Origin of the sequence: Bartonella schoenbuchensis R1 (assembly GCF_002022685.1) — a bacterium.
GTDB lineage: Bacteria > Pseudomonadota > Alphaproteobacteria > Rhizobiales > Rhizobiaceae > Bartonella > Bartonella schoenbuchensis.
The window spans coordinates 925,883-941,477 of sequence record NZ_CP019789.1; the positions used below are offsets into that span (position 1 = coordinate 925,883).

Sequence of the window (15,595 nt, forward strand, 5' to 3'; positions counted from 1 at the left end):
TAGCATTACCTTATAAAAACGCGTTCTTGTGATTTTGTAAAAAATTCAAAAGTAAAAACAAGCAAATAACAAACACAAAAATAGCCAAAAGCCTTTATTAAGTAAAATACGTGTTTTTATTTTTCGTTTGTTTTTACAGCTTCACATGTCTTTCACACATATGAATGAGTTTAATTAATCATCGTAAATTCTTCTCTTTATTTCCCCTGATTTTAAATCATTCAAATGATGTACATACATATAGTTATTCAGATTTTTATTTCAGAAGAACAATGAATATTTACAAAAGTTTTTTAGTCTCTCGACAAATTCTTAAAGTAAAACTCTGACAATATAGTCAAAAATATTTAAGAATAATCTCACATCTGCGATAAAAACATTGATACTAAGAAATTGCTAATCATAATGTTGTAATTGAAATGTCTTGTTATCTTCTCAGTAAAAATATATAAAAATAAAACATAATCTCAGAAGGTTTCATTTATGACTTCTTTTACATCATCTCTTCCATTTAAAATAGAAAAGCATCCGTCACCTTTATCGAATGAAAAACGAGAAGAAATTCTAAAAAATCCTGGTTTTGGTCAATTTTTTACAGATCATATGGGGATTATTCAATGGAATGAAGAAAAAGGTTGGCACAATGCCACTATTTCTCAGTACAAATCTCTAGAGATTAATCCTGCAAGTACCGTTTTGCACTATGCTCAAGCAATTTTTGAAGGTTTGAAAGCATACCGTGCAAAAGATGGACGTATTTTATTATTTCGTCCTGATGCTAACGCGCAACGTTTTGCAGAATCTGCCAAACGATTAGCTATGCCTGAACTACCAAAAGATATCTTTTTAGATGCTATTAATCAATTGGTGAAAATTGATCAAAAGTGGGTTTCTGACCGTCCAAATGCTAGCCTCTATTTACGCCCATTCATGTTTGGTAATGAAAGCTTCTTAAAAGTCCGTCCTTCCCGAGAATATATTTTTTGCATTATAGCATCTCCAGTTGAGTCATATTTCACAGGAGAAAAGACTGTTAGTGTATGGCTTGAAACAGAATATAGCCGTGCTGGTCCAGGTGGTACGGGAGCTGCTAAATGTAGTGGAAATTATGCAGCAGGCTTACTTGCACAAAATAACGCAATTAAAAATAATTGTAGTCAAGTGCTGTTCCTTGATATGGTTGAACATAAATGGATTGAAGAGCTTGGTGGTATGAATATTTGCTTTATTATGGCAAATAATACTCTTGTAACACCTGCATTAAATGGCACCATTCTTTCAGGAATAACACGTGATTCAATTTTGAAGTTAGCGCAACAAATGAATCTAACAATAGAAGAGCGTCCTTATTCTTTTGAATCTCTAAAAGAAGACGCACAAAATGGTAAACTTAAAGAAGTTTTTGCCTGTGGTACTGCCGCTGTTATCACATCAATTGGACGATTTAAATATAAAGGGGGAGAATTTGCCATTGGGGATGAAACAATTGGTGAGATTACAGCAAAACTTCACGCGCAACTAATTGGCATTCAAAAAGGAAATATAGAAGATAAAAATGGCTGGGTGCACCCTGTTCAACTCACTTAAAAACTCATAAAAACTAAAGAATATCTTTAAAATTCATTCTTAAATTTTATAAGAATTTAGCTTCTAAAAAGCTTCTTTTTTTTTAAAACAACAGCTTAAAAGAATAAAAAAATCAGCTAAATTTTGATTGGGTTTTGTGCTGTGTCTTAATATTACGAATTGTGCCCGTACATGAACGCATCACAATAGTTTCTGTCTGAATATAATTGCGTGTAAACTTAACACCAGAAAGCATATTACCATCAGTCACACCCGTTGCAGCAAACAAGACATCACCCTTTGCCATTTCCTCCATTGTATAAGCTTTATTTGGATCACTAATTCCCATTTTGGCAGCACGTGCAATCTTTTCTTCTGTATCAAGTTTTAAACGCCCTTGCATTTGCCCACCAATACAACGCAAAGCCGCTGCAGCTAACACCCCTTCTGGTGCTCCACCAATACCCATGTAAATATCAATACCCGTTTCATCTGGATCAGTTGTATGAATAACACCAGCAACATCACCATCACCAATCAAGCGGATCGACGCACCAGTTGCACGTACTTTACTAATCAGTTCTGTGTGGCGAAGCCGATCCATAATGCAGACAGTAATTTGATCAACAGCCACTCCCTTAGCCTTTGCAAGAGCATAAATATTATCTGAAGGTTCAGCATCTATATCCACCAAACCCTTCGGATAGCCAGGACCAATAGCAATTTTTTGCATATAAACATCCGGAGCATAAAGCAAATTACCTTTTTCAGCAATCGCAATTACTGCAAGCGAATTAGCTAAATTTTTAGCGCAAATTGTCGTTCCCTCAAGTGGATCAAGTGCAATATCAACTTCTGGTCCAGTGCGAAGCCCTACCTTTTCTCCAATATAAAGCATAGGAGCTTCATCGCGTTCACCTTCACCAATCACAACCGTACCATCAATAGGTAAACGATTAAGCTCCTGACGCATTGCATCCACAGCAGCTTGATCAGCTGCTTTTTCATCACCACGCCCTCGTAAACGTGCAGCTGCCACAGCAGCACATTCAGTCACACGGACTAATTCAAGCGTTAAAATACGATCAAGTCCATTTAAAATATTCTGAGTTACTTTGGGCATATAAAAATCCTACCAGATTGGTATTAGCTAATAACATTAGCATTCACTATCAAATGTTAACAATAAAACTTTTTCGTAAAAATGAAAGCCTTCTACAAAAAAATAATCAACTTTCCCCTTTATCATCATAAAATAAATAGGATCATATAAAATAAATCTCCGTAATTTTATGTCATACGTTCGATACGAATGAATTGAGATCTTGCAACAAGGTGACCATCTTCTGCAATTCTTGCAAGCGCTTGTTGTATGTTTGCCTCTGTTGTTTCATGCGTAACTAAAATAATTGTTTTTGTCCCCCCAATTTGACCTTCTACAAAAGATCTCTGAACAATAGACTCCAATGAAATGTCATGATCAGCCATATGCTGTGCAACCGTCGCAAAAACACCAGCGCGATCATGAACACTCAAACGAATAAAGTAACCACCTGCGTGGGTAGCAATGCATGCTTTTTTATAAGGAGTAAGCGTTAATGCTGGCCGTCCCAAAACAGATCCACACTGAAAACCAGGATGTGCTTTTGCTATGTCAGCTAAATCCCCAATAACTGCTGAAGCTGTTGCTGCCCCTCCAGCACCAGGACCAGAAAATAGTAACTCACCCAATAAATCACTTTGAATGGCAAGTGCATTAGTGACACCATGAATTTGTGCAATTACCGATGATGTGGGTACCATTGCCGGATGAACACGTTGTTCAATTCCCGTATCAGTTTTTAACGCAACCCCTAAAAGTTTAATACGATAACCCAATTCATCAGCTGCGCGGATATCAACTTGCGAGATATTGCTAATCCCTTCAACATAAACATCATCCAATGAAATGACAGTTCCAAACGCCAAACTTGTTAATAAAGCTAATTTATGAGCGGTATCGTGACCTTCAATATCAAAAATCGGATCAGCCTCAGCATAACCAAGTTTTTGCGCATCTGCCAAACAATCTTTAAATGAGAGACCTTCAGTAAACATGCGCGTTAATATATAGTTACACGTCCCATTAAGAATCCCATAAATTCGTGACACATGATTACTGGAAAGAGATTCTCTCATCACTTTGATAACAGGAATTCCCCCCGCGACAGCAGCTTCAAAATTAAGAAAAACGCCTTTTTCTTCTGCATGAGTAGCAAGCGCTACTCCATGTCGGGCTAACAGCGCTTTATTGGCAGTAACAACATGATGTCCTGCCTTAAGAGCCGCCTCAACCGAAGCATGCGCAACATCTAATTCACCACCAATCAATTCAACGAAAACATCAATTTCATTAGAAGAAGCCATTTGCACAGGTGAATCGAACCATTTAACATGACTCAAATCAATTCCACGGTCACGATTCTTATCACGCGCACTAACAGCAACAACTTCTATGGGACGTCCGCAATGACAAGCTAAAGTATTTGCTTTTTCGCGTAAAATTCGAACAACTGAAGCACCAACCGTTCCAAGGCCTCCAATTCCAACCCTCAAAGCTTCCGCCATTATTTAAACTGCCTGCTAATTTCTTATCTTTATTGAAAAATATTTGAAATAACACTTACTGCTTTTGATGCAAATCGTACTCATTCACAACGAATACACTACGTACTTATTACACTCCCACTTTTAAAATGACAACAACACCCGTTCATTTAATCAAATATTCAAAAATTATGAGGAATACAAAATTTGCATTTTTAAGGAATAAATTTAAAAACTATAACTTGCATGGGTATATAAATGCTGCAAAATTTAAGTAAGGTCACGCATGTTAAAGCAGTTGTTATTTTCTATATCCAACAGTGTACCCTCCTCACCTATTCGTTCTAATACTGCAAAGACTTTAGAGCTTGATATAAATTCAACGTTTATATATTGCGTTTAAATATCTGAAATTTTGAAATTGATAAATAAATTACCCTCAAAATAAAGCGCTGCATTTAAATAATTACCGATTTCCGCTTCGTACAATTGATGTAATATTTTTTCAATTTCACAACGCAATATTTTCTTATTTTTCAATTAAATTCAATGAATCTGCGATTTGTGTCTTAAAAAACAGCTTTCATATGATATGCATCATTTCTTAGTTAATTAATAAGAAGCCATTATTGTGTTTTAGTAAATTGTTTCTTAGCTATCAAACGCTACCGATTTTCATCATTCTTATTTATTTACCGAAAATGGAAATAACAAAATATCATTTGGTTATTATCATTACTAACGTTAAGATTTTTTACCAACTTTTATAATTATTTCGTAGATTTTCTTATTTAATGTTGTGTGAAATAATGTGAATTGCATCAACATATATATTTAACTAATCCAATAAAATGCGTTTTTTGTAAAAAAATCACTCATAGGGGTTGCGAAGTAAAAAGATCCTCTCTATAAGCCTCATCACTGGTTTGCGCCCATCGTCTAGCGGTTAGGACATCGCCCTTTCACGGCGGAAACAGGGGTTCGATTCCCCTTGGGCGTACCATCTATTAATAAAATCAATAGGTTATTGTAAAAGTAAGGGAATTTGTACTTATTGATTCTATTAAGCTTTTTTATACCCTATCCCGCACCTTTTTGAAGTTTTTTGATTGATTCCAGAGCTAATCTTTTGCGGTCAGCTGTCTTTGTATAAAGAGATGCCATTTCATCATCAGTCCATCCAAAAATCGCTTTAAGTTGTGAAACCGTAGCACCAGCATTGGCAGCTCTTGTTGCGGCTAATTTTCTCAAACCGTGGGCTGATTTTTTTATTCCCGCTTCATTACAAGCGTCTCTAAACAAGTTACCAAAAGTTTCTTTGGTTAGTTTTTTCCCTCCTTTCCCACAAATAAATGTTTCATCACCAATAGGACCCGTTTCAAGTGTTTTTGTTAATTCGGGTAAAATGGGAAGAAAAACATCTGTCTGAAATTTGCTCTTTTCTGTTTTTAAATGAATAATATTATCTGTTACATCCTTCCAACCGATACGCACAACATCTCCCCGTCGTAAGCCTGTGTAAAGAAGAACATCAAGCCATACGCGTTCATGCGTTCCAAGAGGCCATTGTTGATAATATTTATTGATATCTTCTTCTGTCCAAGCAGGGAAACCCTCTTTGTTTTTAAGAGATGGTCTTTTAACTCCTGCAGCAGGATTGTCTTCCAAAAGTCCTTGTTCAATTGCCCATTTAAAAAGGCCATTAACTGCTTTTAGAAAATTCCGAGCAGTTGCTGGTGTTTCCTTGCGTCTTTCAACACCAGCTACAATATGATCTTTTTTGATTGCTTTATACGGAATGTCCCCTATAGCATCTGACACTTTCATTAGAATGAGTTCTTTTTGCCTTTTCGTAACATGAGATAGTTCATGCCAAGTAACACTGTCAAAATATTGTTTCAGGAGCCATATGAAACTACCTTCAACAAATTTATCAGATTTAGATTTAGGGAGTGTGTATCCTTGTAACTCAGAAAGTGCTTTTTTATAATCGTCGACAAATTCTTGTGTTCCATAGACTCCATGCACCCTACGCCTTGGACCATGACTAATGCGAACATACCATATAGTTTTACCATGGCGTGTAATTTCCTTGACAAGATGAGGTGGCCGTTGTTTAGGCATGACAGGACCTTACATACCAATGTCATAATCATAATCACCCTTTGAGAGATCTAATCTTTCTGGGTGAGTAGCTGTATTTGGTACAGTGATGTCAGGTTTGAGATAAATTAACAGTTCACCAGTTGGTTTGATTTCCATTAACTCACATCCTTGCTTTTTAGCCTCTCGTAAAGCTCTTGCAATAGCGGACTGTGTTACGATAGCGTGGCGACGAGCCATGTTAAATTTCCTTAATTTTGATTGCGCCTCACCTGTGATGTGAAGCACGCGTATGTTGAAAGTGATTTCAAATTGGGTGGGGGCGCTTTAGAAGGAGACGTGAGGAAAAGAGCACTCCCTATGGGGTTAAGCAGCTTGCGTAAAGACACGCATTTCCTGTTCTATTTCTGCTAAAAATGTTTCGACAGCCTTATTGATACGTTCAATCTGCTCATCATCGCGTTGAACGCGTTGAACTTTGATACATAAGTGAGGTGATTTATCTACAAACAAGGGGTTATAGCTAACAAAATCACACCATTTTCGCCCTGTGCAAGCCATTTGGAATTGCATTTGTAAGATATATTCAGGCTTGATTTCACTATCTAGCAAAAAACGTGTATACGTTGTTAGTTGAGGGCATTTGACCTCTATGAGCCCCTCATCACCAATAAGACCATCAGGACTAGCCCCTGCCATTTCAATTGTCGGATGAGGAATAAATCCGCACCGTGTGACAGTAACCAAACGTCTAAGGCTGTATTTTTGAATTGCACTGTCTTCATATTTACGTCCCCATCGCATAGCATGTGTTTCATAAGATAGACTTGTTATGCCCGTTAAGCGTTCTCCAATGAGTTTGAGTTTGTACTCTTCATATTTACTTGTCGGTGAGCCTTTAGCTGTTTTATCAACGATGCTGTTAATATTTGAAGCTGTGACTTTACCTAAACGAGCTTGAAACCACTCTGGTGTTCTTTGTTCCATATCACACCCCTGGTAGATCTTGTTGAGTTGGTGTGTGTGGTTGTTTTGGTGAAGGCAAAGTTTGTTGCTCTTCTTCCATTTGGAAGCGTTGCCTTTCCTTTAAACCTTCTAAAATAATTTGCCCCGTCTCATGAGACATTTCTGTGAGGCTTGCGACTTTTGCAAAAGAGAGTACCTTTTTTTCTTCTGTTTTTGTTTGTTCCATTAATTCTCTGATTTGTGCAAGCACTTCATCAGATACCCTCTCGTTTTGGGGATTGTGATTAACTTCACTGATAAAAGCCTCATCAATACAATCGACCTCATCTTCGTCATAGATATCATCAAAACCAAAGGCAAGACGTGCACATTGTGTAATGGCCTTATAACATAACATGCGAGAAGAAGATTTTCGCCAATGTTCCGTATCGCGTCTACATTCTTCTAAAAATTCGGTAAATTTTATAGGATATTTCTTGCTTTTCAAATATATAATACATTGAGCAGCATGCAGTTTTCCGTTGTTATCGTGTTGATAGATAATGTCTATTCCGTCGTAATCATCCTGTGAACGTATAAGCTTGTACCACCCTTTAATACCGACAACTGCGTCAATGCCCCCTCCTCTTTTAGGGACAGCATATATTTCTTTTCTCAAGGGATTTAATTTATACCCATCGGCAAGGTAAACAAAATCTTCAAAATCTTCCTTAGAAATATTGAAATTGATACAATTCTTTATGATCTTTTTGCAAAATTCTTGTTCTGATAAACCATATTTCTGCGCCACTGTTGCTACGATAGAAGTTGTCATTATCTTTATATCCTTAATGCAGAGTCTGTTTTTGGAGTTCCACACTTAGGCGTGTTAATCCTTTTGGTGTAATTTTTGCATTGGAAACACTCATTTCTCTTCCGCCGGCTATTTGGATAGTTCTAGATACACAATCCATCAGTCCTTCATTGATTTTGCTCTGATAAGGTAACAAAGGTCCTTTTTGAGTACGACGATAAGCCCAACGATGATTAAGCAAATAGTTCGTCAAATCTTTTGTGAGTAAGCCTAACATTTTTGCTGTATCACTTACACAATGCAGACCATCAGATCGTTCTAAACGTTTAAGTGCTTCTGCCTTTGGGATTAACTGAGCAATGACATGATCTTTGCGTTCATTTTCATTTTTTAAGTGCGTAAAAACACCTAACATGACTTGGGGATTTGAGTAGTCAATTTGAGGGGTTGTTACTTGTTTTGCTTTCCGTTCACACTCAATGAAATATTGACGAGCTTGTTTACCTTTCTCATTACGTTCAACCATAGCAAGTTCTTTCGCCATGTCTAAGGTGAGATGGTAGTTTATTACAAGGACAGCTCTAGATTTTGCGCTCCCCAATTTTGGGGACCGCAAATCTTGTGTTTTTATAAAGTCTTTTCCTTCTTCAAATTCATATTGACCAATACGATCTTTAATCCAAGTAGAAAAATCTTTACCAACTTCCAAAAACGTATGTAACTCACGTGCATTGACTGTCTGAACAGGTTCTTGATTAATTGTATTGTTATGAATAGCGATAAGCGCTTCCATTGCAAACCTCATAGTGTTTGGATTAATTTTCAGATGTGTTGGGAAAAAAGGGTTATTGCTGACAATTACTGTAGAATGGACTTGTATTTTCCCGTTCTCTTATTTTGTCTAAGACATCACTGTATGCCCAGCTGTCAGCTATAAAGGGATATGGGGCATCTTCTACAAAATAATAATGGTCATTATCGTTTAAGTATTTTTGAACATAAAGTTCAGCAACTTCTTCAGAAATATCATCATAACGGTTTGAATGAAGATCAATGCGGAGGATACTTACAACATCACCTACACCGTTAATAATGTTCATGATTTCAGTTTCATCAATTGGTCCTGATGAAGAAAGGTGATGACCATCATCACACACAGCTAACAGAATCTCATGATCAGTTACAGAAACCTGTTTACTCATCTTCCATCCCCTCTTATTCGCATTGGCAAATGTTTGTTTTAAGTTATAGGGATAGTTATAACTATAATTATAAAAATATCAAGTAAAAATTATAAAAAATTATATTTTAGCAAAAATAACCATAAAATTTTGTTGTATAAAATGATTAAGAAGATGCTTTTATATAGGTGATAATTAAGGATGAAAGCGAATCATTTTGTTGTAAGAATTTTCTGGTAAAATAGCAAAAATTTCCCCAACCCATGTAACTTTAACATTTTTAATAGGCGATACATTATTCCAAGAGATAAGATCTATCTCCCCATTCATTCCTCGACTGATTTGTTTTATGTATCTTTTATTATCATGCGTTAAAATAACTGCTTCTTTTCCAATAAAGGATTCTATCGTTTTGATTTGGCGTCGCCTAACAATAACCATATCCCCATCTTTGTAAGCGGGATACATAGAGTCTCCTCTAACTTCGAAGGCAATCATATCATCAGGGAAAGCAAAAGGAATTTCTACTTGCGCAAGACCTTCTTCTGGAATTTGTTCAAAACTTGGATCTATCTCTGTTCCTGCTCCGATATATCCCATAAGAGGCACAAAAGTCGTTAGGTGACTTTCTCCCGTCAATTCTCTGTATAAAGCTAAAATAGCATCACGGTTAGAACCACGTGGATCTGAATCTTTCAACCATTTGGACACAGAAGCTTGTGTTACATTAAGTCGTTTAGCCACATCTTCTTGTGTTAAATTAAATTCAGTCAAAATCTTCTTTAAAGTGTTAATAATATTAGACTTATTACTCATAGTCTTACTTACCTTATTTTTTTATTATTAATAAAGATAAATTTTCTTGACTTTATATAACTATAATTATAATAATTAATTAAGACAAAATTGTGACTGGAGTTATTAAATGAAACAACGGGAAAATTTTAAAAATTTGATTAAATCAATACGGATCAAATTTAATTGGACACAATCAGAAATGGCGAGAATGATGGGTGTAACTCAGGTTGCTGTGTCTAACTGGGAAAAAAAAGGCTCTATCTCTTTAAAAAATTATTTAAAATTTTGCCAACTGCAAGATAGTTTAGTGCCTCCAACGTCTACATTTACCGATAGTTCCATACTTAATGAACATCAGCAGGATAATACCCCCTATCAAACAGAAGAAAGATTATGAAAGCAAAGGAAATGTTCAAAGAAATTTATACACGATTTTACAGATTGGTAAGTCGTCATAAGAGAATAGAGAATGCAAGTAAATTAATAGAAGAATATACAGACACAATACCGTCTGATGATAATACAAATGAACTCGTCATACAACATTCTACTCAAGAAAATGTTCGCTTACTAAAAGAAAATGTCCCTTCATTAAAAGAGATGTTGCATAAGTCAAAAGTCGAAAGTTGTCTAAAACGCTATGAAGAGGCTCTTGAAGAAGAAGGTCAATTGATTGAAGAAGAGAAAATTGCACTTGAAAATCTGTCTAATCTAATTGAGCAAAAAAATAAGGCGTTACAGCAGCAAAAGAAAAAGCTGGATGTAAAGGTAAAGTTGTTTGATGTACTAAATGGACAAAACAATCCTGAAGTCAACGTAAAACAGCTAGCTAAATCAATAGAGTTTTCATCGCCCAAAAAAGTTATTCCTTTTGAACAAAAGGAATGTGCTCAGGCTTAACCTCGTATTCCATTTAAACGTGGCCATCTCATTAGTTTAGTGTTCAGAGTTCTTAAGAAGGCTACTTTTTCAAAAATATTGTTTCAATAGAGCTACGCGCTAGACGCTCTGTCATAGCGTGCATGGCCGTATATTACCTAAACTAAGGTGGATAAACATGAGTATAGCAAAGAAATACGAGCTTACGGAAGAAAGTAAGCAAGTTCATATATTAAGATTTGGAAGGGAGTCCACCCGCACTCTTTATCGAATTAGAGCCTTAAGAGACTTTGGTGATGTTAAAGCTGGTGATTTTGGAGGTTTTATAGAGACAGAAGAAAATCTTTCTCACGAGAGCGATTGTTGGGTCTGGGATGGTGCTTGTGTTTATGAAAATGCATATGTTCATGGTCATGCACGGGTTTATGGTTACGCAGAAATTGGTGGTAAAGCTCGAGTGTATGGTAAAGCACTGATTTTCGACAATGCGCTGGTTTTCGAGAATGCACATGTTTTCGGTGATGCGGAAATTTCTGATAATGCACGGGTTTATGGTGACGCAGAAATTGGTGGCAATGCTCATATTACTGGCGAAAACAAGATCTGTTCGGGTAAGCATTTTGGCGATGATGCAGAAATTGACACGAATACCTACACTGAACGTGATGTAAAAGCAGCATGTAAGGATGATGCTCATAAGTCACGTGTTGATCTTATCCCCCCATCAGCGTTGTTTGCCATTGGACATGTTCTTGCGGTTGGAGCAAGAAAGTATGGTGCCAATAATTGGCGTAATGGAATGGATTGGAGTCGGTTGCACGGTGCAGCTTTACGTCATTTGTTAGCGTGGTTTAATGGAGAGGATAAAGATCCTGAAAGCGGTTTATCTCATTTAGCGCACGCGGCTTGTTGTCTTCTTTTCTTGATGGATTACGACGTCCAACAGATAGGATGTGATGATCGTCCACAGATTAAGACAGTAATGTCATGAGCTTTCATTCACAAACCATTCTTTGTCTTGATCTAGGTACGAAAACAGGTTGGGCAATTTCTTCTGAAGACGGCACGATAGCCAGTGGAACAGTAAATTTTTCTACACGTCGATTTGAAGGCGGTGGGATGAGGTATTTAAGATTCAAGCAGTGGCTTACAGAAACCAAGGCGATACTAGAGCATATTGACGCAGTGTATTTTGAAGAAGTGCGCTGTCACATTGGTACAGATGCTGCTCATGTTTATGGGGGCTTGTTAGCAATCTTAACCTCTTGGTGTGAACACCATCAGATTCCTTATCAAGGTATCCCCATTGCTACGATTAAGAAAGCAATGACAGGCAGAGGTAATGCCCCAAAAACAGAAATGATTAAGGCTGTGCGTGCAAAAGGACATGAGCCTGAAGATGATAATGAAGCAGATGCTTTGGCAATTTTATATTTAATAAAACAAGGAGGCGCGTGATGGCCACTAAATTACCTTGGGTTCGAAATTTCTATGAAGAATGGATCATGGATTTTTCTGGTACAAGTGCAGCAGAGAAAGCTACTTATATGACACTCACTGCTCTCATGTATCGAGCACAAGAACCAATTTGGGAAGAGATTACTACATTAGCGCGTCGTATTGGTTGTTCAGTAAATGCTCTTAACAAGACACTAGATCTTTTGTTGCGTAAGGGAAAAATTATCCGTTTAGAAGATGGCCGTTTATGGAGTCAGCAAGTCGAAGAAGAGCTTAAAGATTGCAAAGAAAAATCAGCAGCAGCTTCAAAGGCTGTTAATGCTCGATGGAAAAAAGCTAAAGAAAGTAATCATGATCATTGCTTAAAAGAAGTTAATCGTAATGTGAATGAAACTGAAGCGCATTACGACCGTAATACGGAATTGATACAGAACCGATACGGAATTAATACGAATGAAATACCATATAACAATAACATATATAATAAAAAAACTAACACTATCGTGTTATCAAAAAAAGAAAATGCTTTGGAAGATTTAGCAACTGAAGTTTCGGTTCAAAGTGAAACAACCGATGAGATGGTTGAGAAGCATTTGGATCACGATACACCCTCATCAGAAAACCAATCACCCGTTTCACAGCAAAAAAGCACTGAAAAGAAAACCAAGCGGTCTGGAGATAAACGGGGATGTCGCATTCCTGAGGATTTCGAACCTGATTACGATTTTGCCATTCAAGAGGGATTGCCTCCAGAACGGGTTAAAATCGAGATTGCAAAATTTCGGGATTATTGGAAAGGCAAGTCTGGTCAAGGTGCAACCAAAACGGATTGGCCAGCAACATGGCGTAACTGGGTAAGAAAGGCTGTCGAGGATCTTAAGAAAGGAAAAAACTATGGAAAACCAGGCATTGAACAAACAAAACAACAACGTGGGTGGAATTATCGAGTTGCACAGCACATGTCCAATATCAAAACTTCAGATAATGTTTTCAAATTTTTATTCGAGGATGACGAAAGAACCGCCGTTCCTTTGGAAAACGGGGCAAAAACCATCGATTGCAGAAGCGAAGAAAGCTACCTCATTGGTCCATGATGCCTTGAAGAAACTTGAGAAAAAAGCCACTGAGGAAGAAATCCAGACGGCGTATCTTGTCCTTTCAAGTGGTTTAAAAAGCCAATTGGGATCAGATGAAAAATCAACATCACTTGCGTATTTCTACGCTCTTGATGGCATAAGCAGCTGGGTATTGCAAACGGCTACCAAGGATGCCTTGAAAGGAAAAGCAGAAGGGTTAAACACGACCTTTATGCCATCAACAGCAGATTTTTATCATTACTGTGAAAAACTTGAAAACCGTATTCGCACAAGGGCTAGTTGTATTCTTAAAGATCTTCAAAAACCTGAGTTAGAAAGCAAGAAACGGGAGAAGTTGGTAACGTCAGAACGTCTGGAAGCTTTTCAAAAAGAACTTCGCAAAACATTTGAGACAGCAAAATAGAGAGAAGTGCTGATCATTTTTGGATTAGATATGCGTTTAAATCAACAGAAAGGCACCTTAGAGAAAGATTTGGAAGTTTTTTAATAATTCCACATCTGAAACATAAAACGCTCTGTACGGGGCTAATTTGAGAAAAGTAGAACAGATGCAAAAATCGGGACAATTGGATATGTTTAAAAAGATTAGAACTGTAGCGATATACAGCATAGGATTTGCGGTATTACAGTTTTTGCAAATAGAAAAAAACATTGAATTTATTCAAGCTGTTTTAATGTTTTCATCTCTTGCCATTGTCATAACAATGATTTTTATGACAGCTTTCTTTAATTCCAAACTTGCTTCAGAGTTGTATCACAACCCTAAACATCAACATGAAAAAACAACAGATTTGAATATCGCAACAGATTATTTGCAAAGATATTTGCATAGGTTTTTGCATATAGCTGTGATGGCGTTTCTTTTACTACTTTTTCAAAACATTAACAGAGAAGTGGAACTCATTTTTTGGCATCTGTTTTTACTTTTTGTAGGCACTATTATCTTTCAAATGTACGGTTTCGTGAACAATTTTATAAAATCGCTTAGATTAAACGCTGTCCACTTTTTGTAGAATAAATGACTTTGAAGAATTATATCTCCTCAAATTTGAGGGCGCTCATTTAGACAAATATGTACTGAACTCAAAATTGAGGTGAGTGATTTTGCAGATTAGATTACTGAACGTATTGAACAGTATTTTTAAAATAAAAACAAAGACTTTATAACCGCGGTAAATTTTTACCGGGGTGGAGAAATAAAAAACTACTACCTTACTTACCTAACTATTCACGTGCAGTAATGTATTTTTACCTATTGACAATGTTGCAGAAGCGTTTATATATGCGAATCAGGTGCCTAACAAACACCTTAAAACAACTAGCGGATTGGTTGCCGAAATAATCAGTCTTCCGCACATATTAAAGACTTTGACTCATTGTATGCGTATGACGTATAGTGATCTTGTCGGGTGTAGTTATGCTATACAATACCCTTTATGGGGAAAGCATAACGACGGGCTAGTTGCCGTGTTTGTTAGCACCCGGCGCTCTTTTTTTGAGTGTCATTAACAAACGCTAATTACAACTAGGAGTTCATTATGAATACTCTCATAACAATATCAGAACAAACTATTGGGCAGGAAACTGTTCAGACGGTCAACGCACGTGAGTTGTGTGCTTTTTTAGAGGTAGGAAAAGATTTTTCCACTTGGATTACAAACCGTATTAATCAGTATGAATTTGTTGAAAATCAAGACTTTGTTTGCTCCCCTATTTTGGGGAGCAAAGGCAGAGGTGGTCATAATCGCAAAGAATACCATCTCACTTTAGACATGGCGAAAGAACTTGCCATGGTCGAACGTAATGAGAAAGGAAGAGAAGCCCGTCAGTATTTTATCGAATGCGAACGGAAAGCAAAACAGCCTTTAGACCTCGTAAGTGCTTTGCAGAATCCTCTCACAATTAGGCAACTGCTTTTACCTATTGACAATGTTGCAGAAGTATTTATATATGCGAATCAGGTGCTTCAAAAACACTTTTACTTCACAGCGGATAGATTGCCGACACAATCTTTTTTCCGTAAATTAAAGACTTTGACTCATTGTATGCGTGTAGCGTATAGTGATTTTGTCGGGTGTAGTTATGCTATACAATACCCTCATGGGGAAAGCGTAACGACGGACTGTGAACCGTGTTTTTGAGCACCCGGCGCTCTTTTTGAGTGTCAA

Annotated in this window: 18 protein-coding genes and 1 tRNA gene; 10 read left to right on the plus strand and 9 right to left on the minus strand. The window is 36.9% G+C overall.

The features are described 5' to 3' along the window. Window positions 1–483 precede the first annotated feature (483 nt). On the plus strand, window positions 484–1,587 hold the full coding sequence (locus BscR1v2_RS03955) for a branched-chain amino acid aminotransferase (protein ID WP_078689812.1): 1,104 nt from the start codon (window positions 484–486) through the stop codon (window positions 1,585–1,587). Between the two features lie 112 nt (window positions 1,588–1,699). Here the strand turns inward: BscR1v2_RS03955 and glpX are convergent, their stop codons facing one another. Together glpX and BscR1v2_RS03965 are read right to left on the minus strand one after the other, a co-directional pair. Further along, the gene (gene glpX / locus BscR1v2_RS03960; protein ID WP_078689813.1) at window positions 1,700–2,689 is read right to left on the minus strand and encodes a class II fructose-bisphosphatase; all 990 of its coding nucleotides are present in this window, start codon (window positions 2,687–2,689) and stop codon (window positions 1,700–1,702) included. A 167-nt stretch (window positions 2,690–2,856) separates the two neighbouring features. Then, entirely contained in the window at window positions 2,857–4,173 is a 1,317-nt protein-coding gene (locus tag BscR1v2_RS03965) for a homoserine dehydrogenase (protein WP_078689814.1), read from the minus strand. A 907-nt stretch (window positions 4,174–5,080) separates the two neighbouring features. Here BscR1v2_RS03965 and BscR1v2_RS03970 point away from each other — a divergent pair. Further along, a tRNA-Glu gene (locus BscR1v2_RS03970) sits at window positions 5,081–5,155 on the plus strand. 77 nt (window positions 5,156–5,232) lie between these two features. Here the strand turns inward: BscR1v2_RS03970 and BscR1v2_RS03975 are convergent. From BscR1v2_RS03975 to BscR1v2_RS04005, 7 genes are all read right to left on the minus strand, one after another. After that, window positions 5,233–6,276, minus strand: a complete 1,044-nt coding sequence (locus BscR1v2_RS03975; RefSeq protein ID WP_078689815.1) for a tyrosine-type recombinase/integrase — start codon at window positions 6,274–6,276, stop codon at window positions 5,233–5,235. 9 nt (window positions 6,277–6,285) lie between these two features. After that, the gene (locus tag BscR1v2_RS03980; protein WP_078689816.1) at window positions 6,286–6,495 is read right to left on the minus strand and encodes a hypothetical protein; all 210 of its coding nucleotides are present in this window, start codon (window positions 6,493–6,495) and stop codon (window positions 6,286–6,288) included. A 126-nt stretch (window positions 6,496–6,621) separates the two neighbouring features. Then, window positions 6,622–7,242 carry a lambda exonuclease family protein gene (locus BscR1v2_RS03985; RefSeq protein ID WP_078689817.1) on the minus strand — a complete coding sequence of 207 codons (621 nt, stop codon included), beginning with the start codon at window positions 7,240–7,242 and terminating at the stop codon, window positions 6,622–6,624. A gap of 1 nt (window position 7,243) precedes the next feature. Then, window positions 7,244–8,035, minus strand: coding sequence for a recombinase RecT (locus tag BscR1v2_RS03990; protein ID WP_078689818.1), 792 nt, complete (start codon window positions 8,033–8,035; stop codon window positions 7,244–7,246). Between the two features lie 13 nt (window positions 8,036–8,048). Then, on the minus strand, window positions 8,049–8,807 hold the full coding sequence (locus BscR1v2_RS03995) for an antA/AntB antirepressor family protein (protein ID WP_078689725.1): 759 nt from the start codon (window positions 8,805–8,807) through the stop codon (window positions 8,049–8,051). Window positions 8,808–8,859: 52 nt separating this feature from the next. Next, window positions 8,860–9,216, minus strand: a complete 357-nt coding sequence (locus BscR1v2_RS04000) for a hypothetical protein (protein ID WP_078689819.1) — start codon at window positions 9,214–9,216, stop codon at window positions 8,860–8,862. Between the two features lie 174 nt (window positions 9,217–9,390). Next, a complete protein-coding gene (locus BscR1v2_RS04005) occupies window positions 9,391–10,011 on the minus strand; it encodes an XRE family transcriptional regulator (RefSeq protein ID WP_078689820.1) in 621 nt (206 codons plus the stop codon). 109 nt (window positions 10,012–10,120) lie between these two features. On the opposite strand from BscR1v2_RS04005, the gene BscR1v2_RS04010 reads away from it, so the two are divergent. The 8 genes from BscR1v2_RS04010 to BscR1v2_RS04045 all read left to right on the plus strand — a co-directional run bounded on the left by BscR1v2_RS04010 (window position 10,121) and on the right by BscR1v2_RS04045 (window position 15,568). Next, on the plus strand, window positions 10,121–10,390 hold the full coding sequence (locus BscR1v2_RS04010) for a helix-turn-helix transcriptional regulator (RefSeq protein WP_078689821.1): 270 nt from the start codon (window positions 10,121–10,123) through the stop codon (window positions 10,388–10,390). Further along, on the plus strand, window positions 10,387–10,893 hold the full coding sequence (locus BscR1v2_RS04015; protein WP_078689822.1) for a hypothetical protein: 507 nt from the start codon (window positions 10,387–10,389) through the stop codon (window positions 10,891–10,893). Before BscR1v2_RS04010 ends, BscR1v2_RS04015 begins: the two co-directional genes overlap by 4 nt. Before the next feature lie 157 nt (window positions 10,894–11,050). Then, on the plus strand, window positions 11,051–11,863 hold the full coding sequence (locus BscR1v2_RS08500; RefSeq protein WP_078689823.1) for a dATP/dGTP diphosphohydrolase domain-containing protein: 813 nt from the start codon (window positions 11,051–11,053) through the stop codon (window positions 11,861–11,863). Beyond that, window positions 11,860–12,330, plus strand: a complete 471-nt coding sequence (locus BscR1v2_RS04025; RefSeq protein ID WP_078689824.1) for a crossover junction endodeoxyribonuclease RuvC — start codon at window positions 11,860–11,862, stop codon at window positions 12,328–12,330. Before BscR1v2_RS08500 ends, BscR1v2_RS04025 begins: the two co-directional genes overlap by 4 nt. Then, on the plus strand, window positions 12,330–13,424 hold the full coding sequence (locus tag BscR1v2_RS04030) for a DUF1376 domain-containing protein (RefSeq protein ID WP_078689825.1): 1,095 nt from the start codon (window positions 12,330–12,332) through the stop codon (window positions 13,422–13,424). The genes BscR1v2_RS04025 and BscR1v2_RS04030 overlap by 1 nt, the downstream gene beginning before the upstream one ends. After that, window positions 13,414–13,830 (plus strand): hypothetical protein, encoded by a 417-nt coding sequence (locus BscR1v2_RS04035; protein WP_194284938.1) that lies wholly within the window; start codon window positions 13,414–13,416, stop codon window positions 13,828–13,830. Before BscR1v2_RS04030 ends, BscR1v2_RS04035 begins: the two co-directional genes overlap by 11 nt. Before the next feature lie 127 nt (window positions 13,831–13,957). Further along, entirely contained in the window at window positions 13,958–14,440 is a 483-nt protein-coding gene (locus BscR1v2_RS04040) for a hypothetical protein (protein ID WP_078689827.1), read from the plus strand. Between the two features lie 525 nt (window positions 14,441–14,965). Further along, window positions 14,966–15,568, plus strand: coding sequence for an antA/AntB antirepressor family protein (locus BscR1v2_RS04045; RefSeq protein WP_078689828.1), 603 nt, complete (start codon window positions 14,966–14,968; stop codon window positions 15,566–15,568). Window positions 15,569–15,595 lie beyond the last annotated feature (27 nt).

Bases quoted from the DNA above. Each gene is read 5' to 3' on its own strand.
- BscR1v2_RS04005 (WP_078689820.1), bottom strand. From the start codon at position 10,011: ATGAGTAATAAGTCTAATATTATTAACACTTTAAAGAAGATTTTGACT.
- BscR1v2_RS03975 (WP_078689815.1), bottom strand. From the start codon at position 6,276: ATGCCTAAACAACGGCCACCTCATCTTGTCAAGGAAATTACACGCCAT.
- BscR1v2_RS04030 (WP_078689825.1), top strand. From the start codon at position 12,330: ATGGCCACTAAATTACCTTGGGTTCGAAATTTCTATGAAGAATGGATC.
- BscR1v2_RS03990 (WP_078689818.1), bottom strand. From the start codon at position 8,035: ATGACAACTTCTATCGTAGCAACAGTGGCGCAGAAATATGGTTTATCA.
- BscR1v2_RS08500 (WP_078689823.1), top strand. From the start codon at position 11,051: ATGAGTATAGCAAAGAAATACGAGCTTACGGAAGAAAGTAAGCAAGTT.
- BscR1v2_RS03955 (WP_078689812.1), top strand. From the start codon at position 484: ATGACTTCTTTTACATCATCTCTTCCATTTAAAATAGAAAAGCATCCG.
- BscR1v2_RS03985 (WP_078689817.1), bottom strand. From the start codon at position 7,242: ATGGAACAAAGAACACCAGAGTGGTTTCAAGCTCGTTTAGGTAAAGTC.
- BscR1v2_RS03995 (WP_078689725.1), bottom strand. From the start codon at position 8,807: ATGGAAGCGCTTATCGCTATTCATAACAATACAATTAATCAAGAACCT.
- glpX (WP_078689813.1), bottom strand. From the start codon at position 2,689: ATGCCCAAAGTAACTCAGAATATTTTAAATGGACTTGATCGTATTTTA.
- BscR1v2_RS04000 (WP_078689819.1), bottom strand. From the start codon at position 9,216: ATGAGTAAACAGGTTTCTGTAACTGATCATGAGATTCTGTTAGCTGTG.
- BscR1v2_RS04045 (WP_078689828.1), top strand. From the start codon at position 14,966: ATGAATACTCTCATAACAATATCAGAACAAACTATTGGGCAGGAAACT.
- BscR1v2_RS04010 (WP_078689821.1), top strand. From the start codon at position 10,121: ATGAAACAACGGGAAAATTTTAAAAATTTGATTAAATCAATACGGATC.
- BscR1v2_RS04015 (WP_078689822.1), top strand. From the start codon at position 10,387: ATGAAAGCAAAGGAAATGTTCAAAGAAATTTATACACGATTTTACAGA.
- BscR1v2_RS03965 (WP_078689814.1), bottom strand. From the start codon at position 4,173: ATGGCGGAAGCTTTGAGGGTTGGAATTGGAGGCCTTGGAACGGTTGGT.
- BscR1v2_RS03980 (WP_078689816.1), bottom strand. From the start codon at position 6,495: ATGGCTCGTCGCCACGCTATCGTAACACAGTCCGCTATTGCAAGAGCT.
- BscR1v2_RS04025 (WP_078689824.1), top strand. From the start codon at position 11,860: ATGAGCTTTCATTCACAAACCATTCTTTGTCTTGATCTAGGTACGAAA.